Source organism: Kitasatospora sp. NPDC029367 (assembly GCF_055569135.1).
Map to the genome: position 1 here is coordinate 1 of NZ_JBVHYH010000091.1, position 20022 is coordinate 20022.

Here is a 20022-nt window from a genome sequence, read left to right on the forward strand (position 1 = left end):
TTTGCCCCGAAACCCCCTCCCGCTTGCCCCCCTCCTCCCCTCTCCTCCCTTTTCTCCCCCCCCCCCCCCCCCCCCCTCTCCCCCCCCCGCCCCCCCCCCCCCCCCCCCCCCCCCCCGGGCCGGCGCATGTCGCCGGGAGCCTCACGAGGCTTCTACGCTGAAAGGACAGGCCGGACCGTGAGCAGGGGAGTGGACGAGATGAGCGAGCAGGAACAAGAGCAGGCGCCGGAACCGGGGCGCGAACCGGGCCAGGGCCGCACGCGGGGGGCCACCCCCGCCCCTCCCTCCCCCTCCCCCTCCCCCCTCCCTCCCTCCTTCTCCACCCCTCCCACCTCCACCACCCCTCCCACCTCCACCACCCCTCCCGCCCCTGCCAAGGCCCGCCTGGTCTTCCGTGACCCGCTGGACCAGCAGTCCCGGGACGACACCGACGCCGGCTGGGGCGATCGCCCCGGGGCGGGCGCCGGCGGTGGGCGGGGGCTGGACTGGTACCTGAGCCAGCGCCCGCCGCACCACGGCGACTGAGGGACTCCCTAGCGCGCCGCGACCAGCGCGTCGCGGATCTCGGTCAGCAGTTGGACCTCCTTGGCCTCGGCCTCGGCCGCCACCTCGGCGACACTCTTGCGCTTGGCCGCCATCCGGTTCATCGGCACGATCAGCACGAAGTAGACGACGGCGGCGGTGATCAGGAACTGCAGGACGGCGCTGAGCACCGACCCCCACAGGATGAGGATCCCGGACGTGACCTCACCGGTGGCGCTCACCTCGCAGGGCCCCTTGAGGCAGGAACTGTAGGACGCCAGGTCCTTCGTCCCGAACACGCCGACGATCGGATTGATCACGCCCTTGACGAAGGCGTTGACGATGTTGGTGAAGGCCGCGCCGATGACCACGGCGACGGCGAGCTCGACGACATTTCCACGCAGCAGGAATTCTTTGAAGCCTTTCATGCCGCCTCGAACGACGAAGTCGTCGCCGGGTTACGGGTGATCTTCCGGAAGCCCGGATTGACAACCCGTACGGCCCACGGCGCCGCCCGGGGGCGGTGGCAGGCCGGCCCGTGCGGGCCCGGAGGCGAGTGCCGCGGCCGCCGCGAGCAGCACCAGCGCGGGCACCCCGCCCCGCCGCCGGACGGCCCGGCGCCAGCGGTGCCACCCGCCGCAGCCGCGCCGGATCGGCGGGAAGCTCGGCACCTCCCGCCGGGGCGGTACGGAGGGGGCGGGCAGCGGGAGGGAGAGGCTCGTGGTCGTCATCGGGACACCTCCGGACTCGGTCGGGTCTTGCTCGGTGTCCCATACCTTGCGCGTTCTTGCCGCGCTCCGGAAATCGATTCCCACAGCCTGTGGACAAACCCGCCCCTGTGGATAACTTCGTACACCCGCACGAGTTATTTCGATTCCGGAAGTTGACGGCGGCGCGCGAAAGGCCCGCCGCGGCACGCGAAAAGGCCCGCCGTCCCCGCGCGCAGCGGGGTCGACGGGCCTTCCCGTGAAACCGAGGTCAGCCGGCGGCCGGAGCCGGGCTGCTGGACGAGCTCGACGCGCTCGACGTGCTCGAAGAACCGGACGACGAGCCGGTCGAGCCCGACGACGCCGAGGAGCCGGTCGACGAGCCGGCGGACGAAGCCGCGCCCACCGAGCTGCTGGAGGACGAACGGCTGTCGGTCCGGTAGAAGCCCGAGCCCTTGAACACGACGCCCACGGCCGAGAAGACCTTGCGGAGCCGTCCCTGGCATTCGGGGCACGTGGTCAGCGCCTCGTCGGTGAACTTCTGCACCGCCTCCAGGCCGCTGCCGCACTCGGTGCACTGGTACTGGTACGTGGGCACTTGTCTTCCTCCTGGCACTCTCGCCTGATGAGTGCTAACGATGGTCAATGATGCGGTATTCCGTTGGATCAGTCCAGCGAATCCGGTGTGAGATGAGCCGGTACCGAGTCACCGACGACCGCGCGTTCAGCCCTTCGCGGCACCGACCAGCTGTCCCGCGCCGCCGAGGTCGGCCGAGGAGGCCACCACGCGGCTCGCCCCGCCCGGGGCCACCAGCAGGCGCCGCAGCGACACCAGCGCGATCAGCCCCAGCCCGGCGCCGACCAGCGGCACCAGGAACCCGGCGGACGGCCCGTGGCCGTCGATCAGGCGCCCGGCCACCATCGAGCCGACCGCCAGGCCCAGGCCGATGGCACCGGTCAGCCAGGTGAAGGCCTCGGTCTTGGCCCCGTCCTCGACCAGGGTCTCGACGAGGGTGTAGCCGCTGATCAGGGTCGGCGCGATGGCCAGGCCGCAGACCAGCGCGGCGATCGAGAGCGTGACCAGGTTGGGCATCGCCCACAGCGTGGAGCAGCCCGCCACCAGCAGCGCGTAGCTGATCACCATCCGCTGCTGGACGGCCCGCCGCCAGGCGATGACTCCGTAGAGCACGCCCGCGACCATCGAGCCGCCGGCGAAGATCCCGTACACGGTGCCGGCCGCGTCGTGCTGGCCGACCGAGTCGGCGAAGGCGTTCACGGAGACCTGCATGCCGCCGAAGACGGCCCCGACCCCGAGGATCACCCCGGCCAGCAGCCGGACGCCGGGGGAGGAGAGCGCGGAGGCGCGCCGGACGCCGGGCTCCGGGGTCATCCGGGCGGGTGCGGTGCGGCGCTGGGCGGCGAATACCAGGCCGCCGACGAAGGTCAGCGCGGCCTCGACGACCAGGGCGGTGGCCGGGTTCACCGAGGTGGCGATGTTGGCGGCCAGGATCGGGCCGATCACGAAGGTGAACTCGTCCGTCACGGACTCGAAGGCGAAGGCGGTGCTCACCTTGGCCGGGGCGGAGGCGGACGCGCCCTCGGCGCCGATGGTGGCGATCCAGCGGGCCCGGACCATCGCGCCGATCTGCGGAACGCTCGCGCCGGCCGGGACGGCGGCCAGGAACAGGCTCCAGGCGGGCGCGTGGCCGAGCGCCAGCGCGATCAGCAGGCCGACCGAGGCCGCGTGCACCGCGACGGTCGGGACGAGGACGGCGGCCTGCCCGTACCGGTCGGCGAGCCGTCCGGTCTGCGGGCCGATCAGGGCCTGGGCGACGGCGGCGATGGCCGTGACGGTGCCCGCGGTGCCGTAGGAGCCGTGGGTGTCCTTGACCAGGAGCAGGATGCCCATGCTGAGCATCGCGTAGGGCAGTCGCGCGATGAAGGCGGGGGCCAGGAAGGTCCAGGCTCCGGGCGTGCGCAGCAGCGCGCCGTACCCGACCTTGGCCGGTGTCACGGCGTCGGCGGTCGCGCTGTTCGGGGTGCTGTCCGCGGTGTCCGGAGCGCTGTCCGCGGTGATCTCGACCGTTCGGCGGGCCGTCACGGTCGGTCCTTCCTGCTGCCTGGTAGCGCGGCAGGGCATGGGGTGGCCCCGACGGCGCCGAGAGTCGTCCTCTCGCGCGTCGACCGGGGTAGATACCGGGCCGGCCGGGCCTGGTGGGCCGGGGCCGGGCCGCGGCCGCCGAGCGGTCGCGCCAACTCTGCGTCAGGCAGATGCTGGGGGTGGTCTAACGGTAGTCATACGGCGTGGTCGTACCAGCATACAGTTACGCGCGTAGATCCCGCCAGACCACCCAGAACACCCGAGCCACCGGGGCCGCCCGAGCACCCCGGGCCACTCAAGTCACCCCGGCCACCCCAGCCACCCGAGTACCCCGAGCCACCCGAGAACCCCGAGCAACCCCACCAACCCCGGCGGCGCCTCAGCGCCCGTTCAGCCACCCCGCCAGCTTGCCGCCCTTGTCCACGGCCCGCAGCCGCCGCTCGGCCGCCTCGCCGACCTCGTCCGTGGTGACCACCAGCAGTTCGTCCCCGCCGCGCAGCATCGTCGCCTTGTCCGGCACGAAGGAGCTGCCGTCCCGCACGACCAGGGTGACCGCCGCCCCCTTGGGCAGCCGCAGCTCGCTGATCTCCACGCCGGACATCCGCGAGGCCGGCGACAGCGTGACCGAGAGCAGGTGCCCGTGCAGCTTCTCCAGCGGCGCGGACTCGATGTCGAGGTCCTGGCCCATGGCGCCCTCGCCGATCCGCAGCCGCCTGGCCATCCAGGGCAGGGTCGGGCCCTGGAGCAGGGTGAAGACCACGACCAGGATGAAGACGATGTTGAACACGTCGTCGGCCTTGTGCGCCCCGGAGACCACCGGGATGGTGGCCAGGACGATGGGCACCGCCCCGCGCAGTCCGGCCCAGCTCAGCAGCGCCTGCTCCCGGGCGGGCACCTTGAACGGGGTGAGCGTGAGCACCACGGACAGCGGCCGGGCCAGGAAGACCAGCACCGCGCCGATCACCAGCGCGGGGACGACCGCGTCGCCCATGCTCTCGGGTGCGGCGAGCAGCCCGAGCAGCACGAACATCCCGATCTGCCCGATCCAGGCGAGCCCGTCGGCGAAGCCGCGGACGGCCGGGCCGTGCGGCAGCTTGGAGTTCCCGAGGATCACCGCGCTGATGTAGACGGCGAGGAAGCCGGAGCCGTGCAGCAGCGCGCCGCCGGCGTAGGCGAGCACGGTCAGGGCGACCACGGCGATCGGGTACAGGCCGGAGGACGGCAGGGCGACGTGCTTGACCGCGAACGCGCCGAGCTTGCCGACGGCCAGGCCGACCGCGGCGCCGATCGCCAGTTCGGCGGCGATCGTGGCGAGCAGCACGTACCAGGAGTCCAGCTCGCCGGTCGAGGCGAAGGCGACGACCAGGATGACCACGGGCGCGTCGTTGAAGCCGGACTCGGCCTCCAGCAGGCCGGTGAGCCGGTGCGGCAGCGGGACCATCCGCAGCACCGAGAAGACGGCGGCGGCGTCGGTGGAGGAGACGATCGCGCCGAGCAGCAGTGAGGTGCGCCAGTCCAGGCCGACCAGCCAGTGCGCGCCGGCCGCGGTGACGAAGACGCTGACGCCGACGCCGACGGTGGCCAGCACGGTGGCCGCCGGCATGGCCGGCCTGACCTCGCGCCAGCTGGTCTTGAGGCCGCCCTCGGCGAGGATCACCACGAGTGCCGCGTAGCCGAGCACCTGGGTCAGTTCGGCGTTGTTGAAGGTGACGCCGATCCCGTTCTGGCCCAGCGCCACGCCGATCCCGAGGTAGATCAGCAGACTGGGCAGTCCTGATCGGGTCGAGAACCGGACGGCGACCACTGCGAAGAGCAGGATCACGGAGGCTTCGAGCAGGAGCTGGTTCAGGTGGGCGACGTTCACGCAGTGGCACCTCGGGCAGGCATGGGCGGGCGGGGTGTCAGGTGGTGCCGGGCCGGGGCAGTGCCGGACCGTCGACCCGTTAAGAAGTCGTCAATGCTCCTCTTGCGGATCGTTACTCAGTCTAACATTTTGCCATATCTTTAGTTTCATTGCCTACTTCCTCCCTCGTCGCGCCCGTCGCGAGTGCCCGCAGGGCGCCCACCAGCCCCTTCCGGGCCGCTCGTTGACCTCCCCCGATCCCGCCGGGAGCGTCCCCCGTGCACGCCGGTCGTCCGACTCGGCCTAATGTGGTGCCCTGTCACGGCCCCAGGCCCGGGACACGCCCGCCCGCCCCGAAGTCAGGACCGCAAGGACCCAGATGCCCCGCTCGAAGAAGTTCCGGCGCGCCCGTCTGATCGTGATCGTGCTGGTCGTGCTGCTGGTGGCCGGCGTCGGCTACGGCGGCTACCGCGGGGTCACCGCGGTCCGCGCCTCCTTCCCGGAGGTGGACGGCACGGTCAAGGTGGCGGGCCTGAGCGCGCCGGTCGACGTCAAGCGCGACGCCAACGGCATCCCGCAGCTGTACGCGGACACCAGCGAGGACCTGTTCCGCGCCCAGGGCTACGTCCAGGCCCAGGACCGCTTCTGGGAGATGGACGTCCGGCGGCACATCACCGCGGGCCGGCTGTCCGAGATGTTCGGCGACGGCCAGGTCGACACCGACTCCTTCATCCGCACCATGGGCTGGCGGCAGGTGGCGCAGAAGGAGTACGACACCAAGCTCTCGCCGGAGACCAAGAAGTACCTCCAGGCCTACGCGGACGGCGTGAACGCCTGGCTCGCCGAGCACCCCGGCGGGGAGAAGGCCTCGCTGGAGTACGCCATGCTCGGCGTGGTCAACAGCGGCTACACGCCCGAGCAGTGGACCCCGGTCGACTCGGTGGCCTGGCTCAAGGCGATGGCCTGGAACCTCTCCGGGAACCTCCAGGAGGAGGTCGACCGCTCGCTGCTGGCCCAGGACTTCGGCCCGGACAAGATCGCCGAGCTGTACCCGGACTACCCGTACGCCCGCAACGGCACGATCGTGAAGACCGGCACCGTCAACGGCGACACCTACCGTCCGGCCGACGGCTCGACCCCGGCCGGTGCCGCCCCCGGTGCCGGCACCGCCCAGGGCGCGGCCACCACCAAGGCGCTGCTGCAGGGCCTCACCGACCGGATCGACGCGATGCCGCAGCTGCTCGGCCGCCCCGGCCAGGGCATCGGTTCCAACTCCTGGGTGGTCGCCGGCTCGCACACCACCACCGGCAAGCCGCTGCTGGCCAACGACCCGCACCTCGGCCCCGGCCTGCCCTCGGTCTGGTACCAGATGGGCCTGCACTGCCGGACCGCCTCGCCGGCCTGCCAGTTCGACGTCTCCGGCTTCACCTTCGCCGGCATGCCCGGCGTGGTGATCGGCCACAACAAGGACGTCGCCTGGGGCTTCACCAACCTCGGCGCCGACGTGACCGACCTCTACCTGGAGAAGGTCACCGGCCCGGACACCTACCAGGTGGACGGCAAGGACGAGAAGTTCGACCTCCGCAAGGAGACCATCAAGGTCGCCGGCGGCGAGGACCGCACCATCACCGTCCGCACCACCCGCACCGGCGCCCCGCTCATCTCCGACGTGAGCACCGAGCAGCAGAACGTCGGCAAGTACGCCCCCAACGGCAGCTCCGCCCCCGACCGCGGCACCGGCGGCTACGGCGTCGCCCTGCAGTGGACGGCGCTCAGCCCGGGCAGGACCATGGACGCCGTCTTCGAGCTCGACAGGGCGAAGAACTGGGACGAGTTCCGCGCCGCTGCCAAGGACTTCGCCGTCCCCGCGCAGAACCTGATCTACGCCGACAGCAAGAACATCGGCTACCAGGCCCCGGGCGTCGTCCCGGTGCGCGGCAAGGGCGACGGCTCGATGCCGGCCCCGGGCTGGGACTCCTCGTACCAGTGGAAGCCGGACCCGGTCCCCTTCACCGCCCTGCCGTACAGCCTCAACCCGGCCTCCGGCTACATCGTCACCGCCAACCAGGCCGTGGTGGACCAGGGCTACAAGTACAACCTCACCAAGGACTGGGAGTACGGCACCCGGGCCAAGGAGATCACCGACCAGATCGAGGGCCTGCTCAAGAACAACGGCAAGATCTCGCCGGACGACATGCAGACCCTCCAGCTGGACAACACCAGCATCATGGCCAAGACGCTGGTCCCGCTGCTGCTCAAGCAGCGGATCGATGACCCCTACGTGCGCGAGGCCCAGGACCTGTTGAAGGACTGGAACTTCCACCAGGACGCCGACTCGGCCGCCGCCGCCTACTACAACGGCGTCTGGCGCAACCTGCTCAGCCTGGCCTTCGGGCAGAAGTTCCCGGCCGACATCCGGGCCAAGGACAACTGCCTGCTGGTGCGCCAGCAGGACGACCCGACCAAGCCGGACAGCTCCAGCAAGATCGTCACCCAGTGCGGCACCCGCGACCCGGGCAAGGCCCAGCCGGACGGCGGCGACCGCTGGACCGAGGTCGTGCGCGCCCAGCTCGACAAGCCGGACAGCTCCTGGTGGACGTACATCGACTCCGACCACAAGGAGCAGAAGGGCCTGGACAACCTGCTCAAGGAGGCGATGAAGAACGCCCGGCAGGACCTGACCTCGCTGCTCGGCAAGGACATCTCCACCTGGAGCTGGGGCCGTCTGCACAAGCTGGAGCTGCGCGAGCAGACCCTCGGCACCGACAACTCCTCGATCGCCTCCGGCCTCGTCCACAAGCTGCTCAACCGCGGCCCGTACCGCCTCTCCGGCGGCTCGGCGGCGGTCGACGCGGCCGGCTGGAACGCGGCGGCGGGCTACCAGGTGGACTGGATCCCGTCGATGCGGATGGTGGTCGACCTGAACGACCTGGACGCCTCGCGCTGGGTCAACGTCGGCGGCGCCTCCGGCCACGCCTTCCACCAGAACTACAACGACCAGACCGACCTCTGGCTCAAGGGCAAACTGCTGACCTGGGCCTACACGCCGGACGCGGTCGAGAAGGCCACCAAGCACAAGCTGGTGCTCACCACGGGCTGAGGCCCGTCCCGAGCCCGAGCGGCCCCGCCCTCCTCCCCGGGAGAGCGGGGCCGCCGCCGTCTCATCCGCCGCCGTCCCGGCCCCCGCCGCTTCACCCGCCGTCCGGGCCGCCGCCGTCCCGGCCGAGCGCCCGCACCCCCGAGGGCGTGACCACCAGGTCCACCGGCAGGTCGTGCGGCTCGGCCGGCACCCGCTCCAGCAGCTCGTGCTCGTACAGCAGCACCGCCAGGACCGGCCGCGCCCCGGCCCGCTCCAGCCGGGCCAGCACCCGGTCGTAGCTGCCCCCGCCGCGGCCCAGCCGCAGCCCGGCCGCGTCCACCGCCAGGCCCGGCAGCAGCACCACCGAGGCCTCCGTGACGGCCTCCGGCCCCAGCCGCGGCCCGACCGGCTCCAGCAGCCCGCGCCCGGCCGCGGCCAGCGCCGCCGGCCCCGCGTACTCGGCCCAGTCCAGGTCGTTGTCGGGCAGCAGCACCGGCAGCAGCACCCGGACGCCGCTCTCCCGCAGCGCGTCCAGCAGCGGCCGCGTCCCGGGCTCCGCGCCCACCGACACGTACGCGGCCACCGTGCTGCCCGGCGCGGCCAGTTCCCACGCGTGTCCGGCCAGCGCGAGTGCCGCCTGCGCGCGCCCCTCGGCGGTGAGTGCGCGGCGCCGCGTCAACAGCCGTGTCCTCAGGTCGCTCTTCTCGTTGTGCACCGGATCCTCCACGTCCGAAAACCGTGACGCGCAGAGCCTGACACGCGAAAGGGCGCCCCGATTGTCCACCCCGTTGCTGGTCCAGGCCCTGGCCGCGCTGAGCGCCCCCGCGCTGGCCGGCGCCACCGTGCTCGGTGTGCGCGCGCGCCGGGAGCGGGCCGGGGCCGCCGCCGACCGGGAACGGCTGACCGGCCGGATCGCCGAACTGGAGGAGCGCTGCGCCGAGCTGGAGCGGACCGCCTCCTGCGACCCGCTCACCGGCGTCTGGAACTACCGCCACCTGCAGCTCACCCTGGACCGGGAGATCGAACGGGCCCGCCGCGCCGAGCACACCGACCAGGCCGAGGGCCCGCGCCCGCTGGCCGTCCTGCTGCTGGAGATCGCCGGCTTCGACGCGGTGCTCGCCGAGCACGGCCGGGCCCGCGGCAACGCGATACTGCGCGACCTCGCCCAGCGGCTGGCGATGGAGATCCGCCGCGCCGACACCCTGGGCCGCTACAGCGGCGAGGAGTTCCTGGTGGTGCTCCCGGACACCGGGGCCGAGGGCGCCGCGCAGGTCGCCGAGCGGCTGGTCTGGTCGGTCCGCCGGCACCTGCTGCTCGACTGGTCCTCCGGCACCCGGGCGCCCCGGCCGGCCGGGGGCAACGGCCTGACCGCCGCCGTCGGCGTCGCCGTGCTCCCCGAGGACGGCACCCACGCGGCCGTCCTGCTGCGCGCCGCCGACGGGGCCCTGGCCGCCGCCCGGGCGGCCGGCGGCGACTGCTGGCGGCTCGCGCCGGGCCCCGGCCGCCCCGCCGGGCCCCGTGAGCAGCCCCCTTCCGCACCGGAGCGGGCGCCGACTCCCGAACGTGACCGTTCGGAAAAGCCGGGTAGTCTGTCCGCCTGTACCGGAGGGGACCCCCTGGCCCAGCCGGTCGCTTCCCATACGCCTGCCACCGTGGCCGTGCCCCGGGACGTGCTGTCCTAGCCGCCCGACCGCGCTCGGCCGGGCGAAAACGTGCCTGAGTAAGGTAAACGCATGACGACGACCACCTCCCGAATTCCGGTAACCAAGGCCGTGGTACCCGCGGCCGGACTGGGCACCCGCTTCCTCCCGGCGACCAAGGCCACCCCTAAGGAGATGCTGCCCGTCGTCGACAAGCCGGCCATCCAGTACGTCGTCGAGGAGGCCTCCGCCGCCGGCCTCTCCGACATACTGATGGTCACCGGCCGCAACAAGCGCGCGCTGGAGGACCACTTCGACCGCGCCTACGAGCTGGAGGAGCTGCTCGTCCGCAAGGGCGACGAGGACCGCCTGCGCCGGGTCCGCGAGTCCGTCGAGCTGGCCAACATGCACTACGTCCGCCAGGGCGACCCGAAGGGCCTCGGCCACGCCGTCTCCGTCGCGGAGCAGCACGTCGCCGGCCAGCCCTTCGCCGTCCTGCTCGGCGACGACCTGATCGACCCGCGCGACCCGCTGCTCGCCCGCATGATCGAGGTGCAGCAGGAGCTCGGCGGCTCGGTCGTCGCCCTCATGGAGGTCGACCCCTCCCAGATCCACCTCTACGGCTGCGCGGCCGTCAAGGCCAACGGCTTCGGCGAGGACGTCTTCCAGGTGACCGACCTGGTCGAGAAGCCCGAGCCGGGCGAGGCGCCCTCCAACTACGCCGTCATCGGCCGCTACGTCCTCGACCCGCTGGTCTTCGACGTGCTGCGCGAGACCCCGCCCGGCCGCGGCGGCGAGATCCAGCTCACCGACGCCCTGCGCGAGCTGACCACCCGCGACGCCGAGGCCGGCGGCCAGGTGCACGGCGTGCTCTTCAAGGGCCGCCGCTACGACACCGGCGACCGCGCCGACTACCTGCGCGCTATCGTCCGACTGGCCGCCGAACGCGAGGACCTGGGCCCGGAGTTCCGCTCCTGGCTGCGGGAGTTCGTCGGTTCCGAGCTGCAGGACTGACCGCACGACACAGAGAGCGAGCCGCCGATGACCGGGTCCACGGAGCACACCACCACCCCCGCAGCCTGCTGCGACGGGTCCGCGGACCGGGCACCGGCGGCTCCTCGCTTCTGGACGGTGGACGAGCACCGCGCCGACGTGCTGGCCGCGGTCGGCCCGCTGCCCGCGATCGAGCTCCAGCTGCTCGACGCCCAGGGCTGCCGGCTGGAGGAGGACGTGGTCGCCGAGGGCGACCTGCCGCCCTTCGACAACAGCTCGATGGACGGCTACGCCGTCCGCACCGCCGACACCCAGGGCGCCACCGAGGAGTACCCCTCGGTGCTCGCCGTGGTCGGCGACATCGCCGCGGGCGCGGGCGAACTGCCCAGGGTCGGCCCCGGCCGGGCCGCCCGGATCATGACCGGCGCCCCGGTGCCGCCCGGCGCCCAGGCGGTCGCCCCGGTCGAGTGGACCGACGGCGGCACCGGCACCGGGACGGCCGCCGCCGCGATGACCGCGCCGGTGCCGGACGAGGAGGTCCGGGTGCTGCGCCCGGTCGCCGAGGGCGCCCACATCCGCCGCCGCGGCAGCGACGTCGCCGCCGGCGCCACCGTCCTGGAAGCCGGCACCCGGCTCGGCCCCACCCAGCTCGGCCTGCTCGCCGCGATCGGCCGGGCCACCGTGAAGGTCCGCCCGCGCCCCCGGGTCGTGGTGCTCTCCACCGGCAGCGAGCTGGTCCAGCCCGGCGAGCCGGTCGGGCCCGGGCAGATCTCCGACTCCAACAGCTTCACCCTCACCGCGGCCGCCCAGGAGGCCGGCGCCATCGCCTACCGGGTCGGCGCCGTCCCGGACGACGCCGACCGGCTGCGCGCCGTGCTGGAGGAGCAGCTCGGCCGGGCCGACCTGATCGTCACCAGCGGCGGGGTCAGCGTCGGCGCGTACGACGTGGTCAAGGAGGTCTTCGAGTCCTACGGGGGAGTCGACTTCCGCAGGCTGCGGATGCAGCCCGGCAAGCCGCAGGGCTTCGGCCGGATCGGCGGCGCGGCCGGGGTGCCGCTGCTCGCCCTGCCGGGCAACCCGGTGAGCGCCTACATCTCCTTCGAGCTCTTCGTCCGCCCGGTGATCCGCACCATGCTGGGCGCGAGCGACGTCCACCGTCCGGTGGTGCGCGCGCTCTGCCCGTCCGCGCTGCGCTCCCCGGCCGGGCGCCGGCAGTTCCTGCGCGGCCGCTACGCGGCGGACGGCACCGTACGGCCGGTGGGCGCCGCCGACTCGCACCTGGTGGGGGCGCTGGCCCGGGCGAACTGCCTGATCACCGTTCCCGAGGAGGTCACCGAGCTGCCCGCCGGCAGCGAGGTCGACGTGGTGCTGCTGGAGTCCTGAGCGCCGCGGGGCGGCGGGTCTGCAGCGCCCGGAGGCGAGCGGGGTGCGGCAGAGCGGTACGGTAGCGCGGTATTCGACCTGCGCGCCCCTGGAGTTACCCGTGACGACACCGAATCCCGGCGACCGCCTCACCCACGTCGACGACCGGGGCGCCGCCCGGATGGTCGACGTCTCGGAGAAGGCCACCACCGCGCGCACCGCCGTCGCGGCCGGGCGGGTCAGGGTCTCGCCGCGGGTGGTGGCGCTGCTGCGCGGCGAGGGCGTGCCCAAGGGGGACGCCCTCGCGGTGGCCCGGATCGCCGGGATCATGGGCGCCAAGCGGACCCCGGACCTGATCCCGCTCTGCCACCCGATCGCGGTCTCCGGCGTCGAGGTCGACCTCACCGTCGGGGACGACGCGGTCGAGATCACCGCCACCGTGCGGACCGCCGACCGCACCGGTGTCGAGATGGAGGCGCTGACCTCGGTGACGGTCGCCGCGCTGACCGTGATCGACATGGTCAAGGCGGTCGACAAGGGCGCGAGCATCGAGTCCGTCCGGGTGCTGAGCAAGACCGGCGGCAAGAGCGGCGACTGGTTCGCGCCGGAGGCCGGCGCATGAGCACCCGGCGCATGACGGCGCTCGCCGTGACCGTCTCCAACCGGGCCTCGGCCGGGGTGTACGAGGACAGGGGCGGCCCGCTGCTGGTGGCGGGCCTGACCGCGATGGGCTTCACTGTCGACGGACCGCGGGTCGTGCCGGACGGCGAGCCGGTCGAGACCGTCCTGCGCGAGGCCGTCGCCGCCGGCTACGACGTGGTGCTGACCACCGGCGGCACCGGCATCTCGCCGATGGACCTCACCCCCGAGATGACCGCCCGGGTGATCGACCGGCAGGTCCCCGGCATCGCCGAGGCGGTCCGCGCGTACGGCCGCGACAAGGTGCCGACCGCGGCGCTCTCCCGCGGGCTGTCCGGGCTCGCCGGACGTACCCTGATCGTCAACCTGCCGGGCTCGACCGGGGGCGTCAAGGACGGTCTGGCCGTCCTGGAGCCGCTGCTCGCGCACGCCGTCGACCAGCTCGGCGGCGGGGACCACCCCCGGCCCGACGCACCAGCTTCCGGGAGAGCGCACTGAACGCCGGCTGGCCGGTAGAACTCCACGAGGGGGAGGTCGTGCTGCGCCCGATCCGGGCCCGCGACCAGCGCGAGTGGCAGGAGGTGAGCCGCCGCAACCGGGACTGGCTGCGGCGCTGGGAGGCCACCGTGCCGCCCGGTCCGGCCGGCCAGGCCGCCGGGCCCCGCCCGACCTACCGGCAGATGGTCCGCTTCCTGCGCGGCGAGGCCTCGGCGGGCCGGATGCTGCCCTTCGTGGTGCTCCACAAGGGCCAGCTGGTCGGCCAGTTGACCGTCGGCGGGATCACCTGGGGCTCGATGTGCTCGGCCAACGTCGGCTACTGGATCGACGAGGCGGTGGCCGGCCGGGGCATCATGCCGACGGCCGTGGCGCTTTCGGTGGACCACTGCTTCCGCACCCTCGGACTGCACCGGATCGAGGTCTGCATCCGCCCGGAGAACGGTCCGAGCCGGCGGGTGGTGGAAAAGCTCGGCTTCCGTCCGGAGGGAATGCGCCCGCGCTATCTCCACATCGACGGGGACTGGCGGGACCACCTGGTCTACGCCCTGACCGCCGAGGAGGTCCCGGAAGGGATGCTGGAGCGCTGGCGGGCGATCAGTTCCGGCCACGAACCGCGTAATTGAATATTTGTTCGAAAGAAATATCGATATGGCATCGGCGCGGTGGCGGACCGTCACAAACACCGGCAAAATAGTCGGAGAATCAGCTTGATCACACGACACGCCGCGCCAAATTGCTGCCGGGCCTTCCCCGTCGCCCGTACGGTGTGAATCGTGAGCAGTAGCGGCCTTATCTACGCCGTCATCGTAGGGGCCTGGGCCGCCTATCTGGTGCCGATGTGGCTCCGCAGGCAGGACGAACTCAACGAGGCGCGCCCGACGGAACGCTTCAGCACCGCCATCCGCCTGCTGGCCGGGCGTTCGGCGCTGGAGCGACGGGCAGCCCGGGCCCTGGGTGACGAATCGCGTGACGACGAGCACAGCAACGACGGCCCCCCGGAGCGGGACGCGGCCGACTCCGGCGACCCCGCGGTGCGGGAGCCCGAGCCACCGGTGGAGCGGCCGGCCGAACGGCCGGCCCCGGCGCGGCAGGTCGGATCCGAGCGCCGGGCGCTGCTGCTGGCCCGTCGGCGCCGGATGGTCACCGCCCTCTTCCTGGCCTTCGCGCTCGGCGCGGTGGTCGCCGCGGTGGCGGGCCTGGCCTTCCTCTGGGTCCCGGCCGTGCCGGCGGTCCTCCTCACCCTCTACATCGGCCACCTGCGCAAGCTGGAGCGCCAGCGGTACGAGGTGAAGCTGGACCGCAACCGGGCCGCCCAGGCGGCCGAGCGGCTGCGCCAGCGCGAGCGCCGGCGTGCCGAGGCCCCGGCGGACGACCGGCCGACGGTCGAGGCGCCCGCCCCGGACGACGCCGACCCGGCCGCGCCCGCCGAGCACCGCCCCGGCCGCCGTCCGCACCTGCGGCTGGCCGCCGACCCGGAGCAGGCCACCGTCGCGGTGCCCTCCGCCCCCGCAGTGGCCTCCGCCTCCGCGGTGGCCGAGGCGACCGAGCACGAGGAGTGGGTCGACGGCATGCGCGAGCGCGGTGCGGCCGGCCCCGACTCCTGGGAGCCGGTGCCGGTCCCGCTGCCGACCTACGTCACCGCGCCGGTCGCCCCCCGGGTCTCCCGTGGCCTGGACCTCTCGGCTCCCGGCACCTGGACCGCCGGCCGGCCCGCCGAGTCCCGCAACACCCCGCTGTTCGACCAGTACGCCGAAGCCCCGGCTCCGGAGTCCCGCCCCCGCGCGGCCAACGAATGACCGCCGTGACCGCCCCCCGACCAGGGGGGTGGTCACGGACCCCCTACGAAAGGTGCTAGAGTTTCTTCTCGTTGGGGCTGTGGCGCAGTCCGGTAGCGCACCTCGTTCGCATCGAGGGGGTCAGGGGTTCGAATCCCCTCAGCTCCACCCAACGGACCGGTTCCGACCGGTCGGGCAGATCCCGCCGGGAGTTCAACTCCCGGCGGGATTTCGCGTTTTGACGCTCCGGAAGCCCCCGGGAGCCCCCGAAAGCCCCGGTGACCCGCGCCGTGACCGAGCTCACAGCGCCCTTGCCGGGCGGAATTCGTTGTGCTTGCGGGCCCGGGGGACTCTTAGAGGGGTCGGTTATGGTGGGTGGGCCCAGACGGTGACGAGGGAACGATCTGGTCTATCTCAACGGGGTGCCATCGCGGTGCGCGAGTTCGGTCTGACACGGTGGACGCGACAGGCGGACCCGGAGGGGCCCGACGGCGGCCCGGCGAGCGGAGGACCGAACCCCTGGACCATCGCGGCGGCCTGCGTGGCCGTGGTGTCGGTGGCGGCCTTCGTCCTCCAGCGGCACCTGCACGGGGCGAACATGGTCGACATGCTCGTCTACCGGGCCGAGGGCCAGGCCGTGGTCAACGGCGACGACCTGTACGCGATGCGCCTGCCCGGCTGGGACCTCCCGGCCACCTACCCGCCGTTCGCCGCGATGCTGTTCGTGCCGAGCACCTGGTTCGACGTGAGCCCGCTGCGGATCCTGGTGACGCTCGGCAACTACGCGCTGCTCGGCCTGGCCGTGCACCTGTCGCTCAAGCTGGCGGGCTGGCCCGGCCGGCGGTACCGGAGGGCGGCCACGGTCCTCGCCGCCGGCCTCGCGGTCTGGCTGGAGCCGGTCTACACCACCTTCCAGTACGGCCAGGTCAACCTGGGCATCCTCTGCCTGGTGCTGTGGGACCTCACCCGCCCGGACCGCAGCCGGGCCAAGGGCGTGGGCATCGGTCTCGCCACCGCGATCAAGATCACCCCGGGGCTGTTCACCGTCTACCTGTTCCTGACCGGCCGGACCAGGGCCGCCCTGGTCTCCATCGGCACCTTCCTGGCGGCCGGCCTGGTCGGCTGGGCCGTGCTGCCGGACGCCTCGTACGGGTTCTGGACCACGTACCTGTGGGACCCGAGCCGGGTCGGCGTCACCGTGCTGGTCGACAACCAGTCGCTGCGTGGGGCCGTCTGCCGGCTGCTCGACGTCAACGACCCCGGCACGGTCGGGCTGATCGCCTCCGGGCTGGTCGCCGCGCTCGGGCTCGGGGTGGCCGTGCTCGCCGGGCGCTCCGCCCGGGTGCTGCGCCGGGCCGACGCCTGGGGCGGCGTCTGCGCCGCCCTCACCGCGCTGCTGGTCTCGCCGATCAGCTGGACCCACCACTGGGTCTGGTGCCTCCCGCTGATCGCCCTGCTGGCCGCCGAGGCCCGGAGCACCGGCCGCCGGGTGCTGCTCGGCGTGACGCTGGCGGTGTTCCTCTCCCACGTGATGTGGGCCGTGCCGCACCGCTGGGGCCGCGGCGTCGCCTGGTACTGGCAGCTGCCCGGCTCGATCTACCCGCCGCTGGCGCTCGCCGTCCTGGTCGCGATCGGCCTGCGGCTGTACCGGGCCCGGAGCCAGGCCGTGGACGCCTCGGCCGGTGCCTGGGCGCTGCTCGGCGCCAGGCTCGACCACGACCGTAGCCACGACCACGACCACGACCACGCCCGCGACGACGACCGCGACCCCGCCCTGAGCAACCGGACCTGACGGACCGGGCCTCACGGACCAGAGACGGACCAGAGCCGACGTGACCACCGAGACCGCGACCCCGCCGACGACCCGGGCCGCCGTACCCGCCGCCGCCCGCCGGGCCGCGGCCGTCCTGGGCCCGCCCGCCCGGCGCACCGTGCTGCTCAGCCTGCTGTGCTTCGCGGTGATGTGCGCCATCGGGATGCAGGGCTGGCTCTCCGTCTCGCTCGGCGGCTTCGACCTCGGCATCTTCGACCAGGGCGTGCGCGGCTACGCCCACTTCGGGCTGCCCGTCTCGACGTTGAAGTCCTACCACCACGAGTTCCCGCCCGGGTTCTCGCTGCTCGGCGACCACTTCTCCCCGGTCCTGGCACTGCTCGCGCCGCTGTACTGGATCTGGGACGACCCGCGCTCGCTGATCATCGGGCAGGCGCTGCTGTTCGCGCTCGGGGTGCCGCTGATCCGCCGGATCACCGCGCACTCCTTCGCCGCCGCCGAGCCGCGCACCGCCCGTCGGGCCGCCGACCTGGCCGGGCTGGTCTACGCGCTCGGCTGGCCGCTGCTGGTCGCCTCCCGGGTCGGCTTCCACGAGGTGGCCTTCGCCGTCCCGCTGACCCTGCTGATGCTGGAGCGCGGCCTGGCCCGCCGCTACGGCACGGTGGTGCTCGCCGCGGTGCTGCTGTGCTGCACCAAGGAGGACCTCGGCCTGCTGGTCGGCGCGTACGGGCTGGTGCTGCTGCTGCGCACCCGCCGTACCGGGGACCGCACGGGGCGGCTCACCGGACTGGGGCTGCTGCTCGGCGGGCCGCTCGCCTCGGCGGTGGCGATCAAGTGGCTGATCCCGGCGATGGGCGGCGAGCCGGGCTACTACTGGAACTACAAGGCGCTCGGTGACGACGGCGGCGAGGCGGTCGGCAACCTGCTGCACAACCCCTTCCTGCTGGTGCAGACCGCCTTCGACCAGCCGTTGAAGCCGCTGCTGCTGCTCTGGCTGTTCGGCACCGTGTTCCTGCTGCCGCTGCGCTCGGCCACCGTGCTGTGCATGCTGCCGCTGCTGGCCGAACGGATCCTCTCCAGCAACCCCAACCACTGGTCGATCGCCCGGCACTACGACTCGATGCTCTGGCCGGTCCTGCTGACCGCGAGCATCGAGGTGCTGGGCCGGCTCAGCAGCGCCGAGCGGCCTGAGCGGACCCGGCGCCGGGCCCGGCTGCTGGGCCTCGGCACGGTCGGGGTGGCGCTGGTGGCGGCGGTGCCGATCGGGCTGCTGCAACTGGCCGTGCCGTCCTCCTGGGAGCCCAGGGCGAGCGAGGCCGCGCTGGTCCGGGCGGCCGCGCTGATCCCGGACGGCGCCTCGGTGGAGGCCGACAACCAGATCGCGCCGCGGCTGACCGCCCGGACGGACGTGGTGCTGGTGGACGGGACGCCGCGCGGGCGCGAGTACGTGCTGACCCGCTCCGACAAGCGGTCCTTCCCCTTCAAGACCGACAAGGAGCAGGCCGACCGGATCCAGCTGCTGCTGGCGCACGGGTACCGGCAGCTCTGGGCCGAGGACGGGGTGGTGCTGCTGCACCGCGAGGGCGACCAGCCGATCCCGGGCGAGCACGTGCCGGGGCCGGGCAGCACGCCGGTCCAGGACGAGGTGCCGTCCGACGTGGGGCACAACCTGTTCAAGGGCTGATCCGCGCACCGTCCGCCCGGGCGGTGCGTTCGCCGTCCGCCCGGACGACGGCCACCGGGCAGGGCGCGTGGTGCAGGCAGTACTGGGCGACGGTGCCCAGCGGGGCGTCCGGCGGGGTGGAGTGGCCGCGGTTGCCGAGGACGAGCAGGGCGGCGCCGGCCGCGGCGGCGACCAGGGCGGGTCCGGGCGGTCCGGCGCTGAGCCGGCGGCTCAGGGCGAGCCCGCAGTCGGCGGCCGCCTCGTCGAGGATCTCCGCGGCGCGGCGCTCCGGTTCGAAGCCGTCCAGGGCGGGTGGCACCAGGCCGTGCTCGCCGAACAGGCAGGGGAAGTCCCAGACCGCCACCGCCTCCAGCGGGCCGCCGGTGCGGCGGGCCAGGCGGGCCGCCCAGCGGACCGCGGCGCGGGCGGGGGTGGAACCGTCCACGCCGACCACGATCCGGCCGCGCGGCTGCACCTTTCGATCGTAGACGCGTGCGAGGGCCGGCCGGAAGGTGTCCGGCCGGCCCTCGACGGGTGGGGCCACGGGCGGGGTGGGGCTACCGGCGCTCGGCGTGGTCGCCGTGCTGGTGGTACGAGCCCTGGTGCGGGACGGGGCCGTGGTGGCCGGGGCGGTGGCCGCGCGGGTGCCGGGTCAGGTGGTAGCCGAGGACGCCGGCCAGGGCGGCCAGGAAGCCGCCGCCGATGGTCCAGTACCAGCGGCTGTTCCAGCCGGAGAACCAGCCGGTGTACCAGTGCTCCTTCTCCGCGACCGGGGCCGCGGCCCGGGCCGTGCTCGCGCCGCCGCCGACCGGCGGGACCAGCGGGGCCTTGAGCTCGCCGCCCTCGGGCTGGGCGTTGTCGGCGTTGCCCTTGGCGGCGACGTGCAGGTGGGTGGTGGCGGCCAGGCCGAGGTCGGTCTGCGGGGCGTCGGTGACCGAGAGCCGGACGTAGTAGGTGCCGGGCAGCGGATCACCGGACCACGGCTCGGCCCAGGTGCGGACCTCGCGCAGGGTGCAGTTCAGCGCCAGCGAGGTGGTGCTCTGGTCGCCGGTGGCGTTCTGGGTGCCGGCGGTGCAGGCCTGGCGGCGGCGCAGCCCGTCGAAGACCTCGACGCTCCAGGTCTGCGGGCCGTGCCGGTCGGCGGCCGGGGCCAGGTTGACGGTCAGGCTGACCGTCGGGGTCTGGCCCTCGGAGGCGCCGAACGCCCAGTAGAGGTAGTCACCGGTGGAGACGGCGACGTCGGCGTCCTGGCCGGGGGAGAGGTTGACGGCGGTCAGGAAGGAGGTGCCGGCCTTGGTGGCCGGGGCCGGGGTGCCGCTCGCGGTCGCCGTCGGGGACGGCGAGGCGGCGGAGGCGGCCGGGGCGCCCAGCGCGAGGGCGGGCAGCAGGGCGAGGGCGGCGAGGGCGCCGCGGATCGTGGTACGCATGA

General features: G+C 73.5%; 19 protein-coding genes and 1 tRNA gene. 12 read left to right on the plus strand and 8 right to left on the minus strand.

Annotated elements, in window-relative coordinates:
- The first annotated feature begins 177 nt into the window (after nt 1-177).
- Nucleotides 178-525 carry a hypothetical protein gene (locus ACZ4W5_RS33545; RefSeq protein WP_465658820.1) on the plus strand — a complete coding sequence of 116 codons (348 nt, stop codon included), beginning with the start codon at nt 178-180 and terminating at the stop codon, nt 523-525.
- Nucleotides 526-533: 8 nt separating this feature from the next.
- Here the strand turns inward: ACZ4W5_RS33545 and mscL are convergent, their stop codons facing one another.
- The 5 genes from mscL to ACZ4W5_RS33570 form a co-directional block, all read right to left on the minus strand.
- A complete protein-coding gene (gene mscL, locus ACZ4W5_RS33550; protein ID WP_360231278.1) occupies nt 534-950 on the minus strand; it encodes a large conductance mechanosensitive channel protein MscL in 417 nt (138 codons plus the stop codon).
- A gap of 30 nt (nt 951-980) precedes the next feature.
- Entirely contained in the window at nt 981-1253 is a 273-nt protein-coding gene (locus tag ACZ4W5_RS33555; RefSeq protein WP_465658821.1) for a hypothetical protein, read from the minus strand.
- Between the two features lie 247 nt (nt 1254-1500).
- Complete coding sequence (locus ACZ4W5_RS33560; protein ID WP_465658822.1) at nt 1501-1827, minus strand: FmdB family zinc ribbon protein; 327 nt, start codon at nt 1825-1827, stop codon at nt 1501-1503.
- Nucleotides 1828-1953: 126 nt separating this feature from the next.
- Nucleotides 1954-3243: an MFS transporter gene (locus ACZ4W5_RS33565; protein WP_465658843.1), complete on the minus strand. Its 1290-nt coding sequence runs from the start codon at nt 3241-3243 to the stop codon at nt 1954-1956.
- A gap of 466 nt (nt 3244-3709) precedes the next feature.
- Entirely contained in the window at nt 3710-5194 is a 1485-nt protein-coding gene (locus ACZ4W5_RS33570; RefSeq protein ID WP_360231272.1) for a potassium/proton antiporter, read from the minus strand.
- A gap of 358 nt (nt 5195-5552) precedes the next feature.
- On the opposite strand from ACZ4W5_RS33570, the gene ACZ4W5_RS33575 reads away from it, so the two are divergent.
- Complete coding sequence (locus ACZ4W5_RS33575; RefSeq protein WP_465658823.1) at nt 5553-8273, plus strand: penicillin acylase family protein; 2721 nt, start codon at nt 5553-5555, stop codon at nt 8271-8273.
- A gap of 91 nt (nt 8274-8364) precedes the next feature.
- Here ACZ4W5_RS33575 and ACZ4W5_RS33580 read toward each other — a convergent pair whose 3' ends face one another.
- Nucleotides 8365-8967 (minus strand): 5-formyltetrahydrofolate cyclo-ligase, encoded by a 603-nt coding sequence (locus ACZ4W5_RS33580; protein WP_465658825.1) that lies wholly within the window; start codon nt 8965-8967, stop codon nt 8365-8367.
- A 61-nt stretch (nt 8968-9028) separates the two neighbouring features.
- Between ACZ4W5_RS33580 and ACZ4W5_RS33585 the strand changes: the two genes are divergently transcribed.
- The 10 genes from ACZ4W5_RS33585 to ACZ4W5_RS33630 all read left to right on the plus strand — a co-directional run bounded on the left by ACZ4W5_RS33585 (nt 9029) and on the right by ACZ4W5_RS33630 (nt 18614).
- Nucleotides 9029-9934 carry a GGDEF domain-containing protein gene (locus ACZ4W5_RS33585; RefSeq protein WP_360231263.1) on the plus strand — a complete coding sequence of 302 codons (906 nt, stop codon included), beginning with the start codon at nt 9029-9031 and terminating at the stop codon, nt 9932-9934.
- 51 nt (nt 9935-9985) lie between these two features.
- Nucleotides 9986-10906: a UTP--glucose-1-phosphate uridylyltransferase GalU gene (galU, locus tag ACZ4W5_RS33590; RefSeq protein WP_270144670.1), complete on the plus strand. Its 921-nt coding sequence runs from the start codon at nt 9986-9988 to the stop codon at nt 10904-10906.
- A 27-nt stretch (nt 10907-10933) separates the two neighbouring features.
- The gene (glp, locus tag ACZ4W5_RS33595) at nt 10934-12268 is read left to right on the plus strand and encodes a molybdotransferase-like divisome protein Glp (protein WP_360231260.1); all 1335 of its coding nucleotides are present in this window, start codon (nt 10934-10936) and stop codon (nt 12266-12268) included.
- Between the two features lie 100 nt (nt 12269-12368).
- On the plus strand, nt 12369-12869 hold the full coding sequence (gene moaC, locus ACZ4W5_RS33600; RefSeq protein WP_360231257.1) for a cyclic pyranopterin monophosphate synthase MoaC: 501 nt from the start codon (nt 12369-12371) through the stop codon (nt 12867-12869).
- Nucleotides 12866-13384, plus strand: a complete 519-nt coding sequence (locus ACZ4W5_RS33605; RefSeq protein WP_465658827.1) for a MogA/MoaB family molybdenum cofactor biosynthesis protein — start codon at nt 12866-12868, stop codon at nt 13382-13384. Before moaC ends, ACZ4W5_RS33605 begins: the two co-directional genes overlap by 4 nt.
- A 38-nt stretch (nt 13385-13422) precedes the next feature.
- A complete protein-coding gene (locus tag ACZ4W5_RS33610; protein WP_402486898.1) occupies nt 13423-14007 on the plus strand; it encodes a GNAT family N-acetyltransferase in 585 nt (194 codons plus the stop codon).
- Between the two features lie 150 nt (nt 14008-14157).
- Nucleotides 14158-15180, plus strand: a complete 1023-nt coding sequence (gene sepX, locus ACZ4W5_RS33615) for a divisome protein SepX/GlpR (protein ID WP_465658828.1) — start codon at nt 14158-14160, stop codon at nt 15178-15180.
- A gap of 73 nt (nt 15181-15253) precedes the next feature.
- Nucleotides 15254-15327: transfer RNA gene (locus ACZ4W5_RS33620), tRNA-Ala, on the plus strand.
- A 265-nt stretch (nt 15328-15592) separates the two neighbouring features.
- Nucleotides 15593-16951, plus strand: a complete 1359-nt coding sequence (locus ACZ4W5_RS33625; RefSeq protein WP_465658829.1) for a glycosyltransferase 87 family protein — start codon at nt 15593-15595, stop codon at nt 16949-16951.
- A 40-nt stretch (nt 16952-16991) separates the two neighbouring features.
- Nucleotides 16992-18614, plus strand: a complete 1623-nt coding sequence (locus ACZ4W5_RS33630) for a DUF2079 domain-containing protein (protein WP_465658831.1) — start codon at nt 16992-16994, stop codon at nt 18612-18614.
- Here ACZ4W5_RS33630 and ACZ4W5_RS33635 read toward each other — a convergent pair.
- The gene (locus ACZ4W5_RS33635; protein ID WP_465658832.1) at nt 18604-19068 is read right to left on the minus strand and encodes a universal stress protein; all 465 of its coding nucleotides are present in this window, start codon (nt 19066-19068) and stop codon (nt 18604-18606) included. The two genes, ACZ4W5_RS33630 and ACZ4W5_RS33635, sit on opposite strands and share 11 nt — an antisense overlap.
- Nucleotides 19069-19150: 82 nt before the next feature.
- On the minus strand, nt 19151-20020 hold the full coding sequence (locus ACZ4W5_RS33640; protein ID WP_360231239.1) for a peptidase: 870 nt from the start codon (nt 20018-20020) through the stop codon (nt 19151-19153).
- Between the last annotated feature and the right edge of the window lie 2 nt (nt 20021-20022).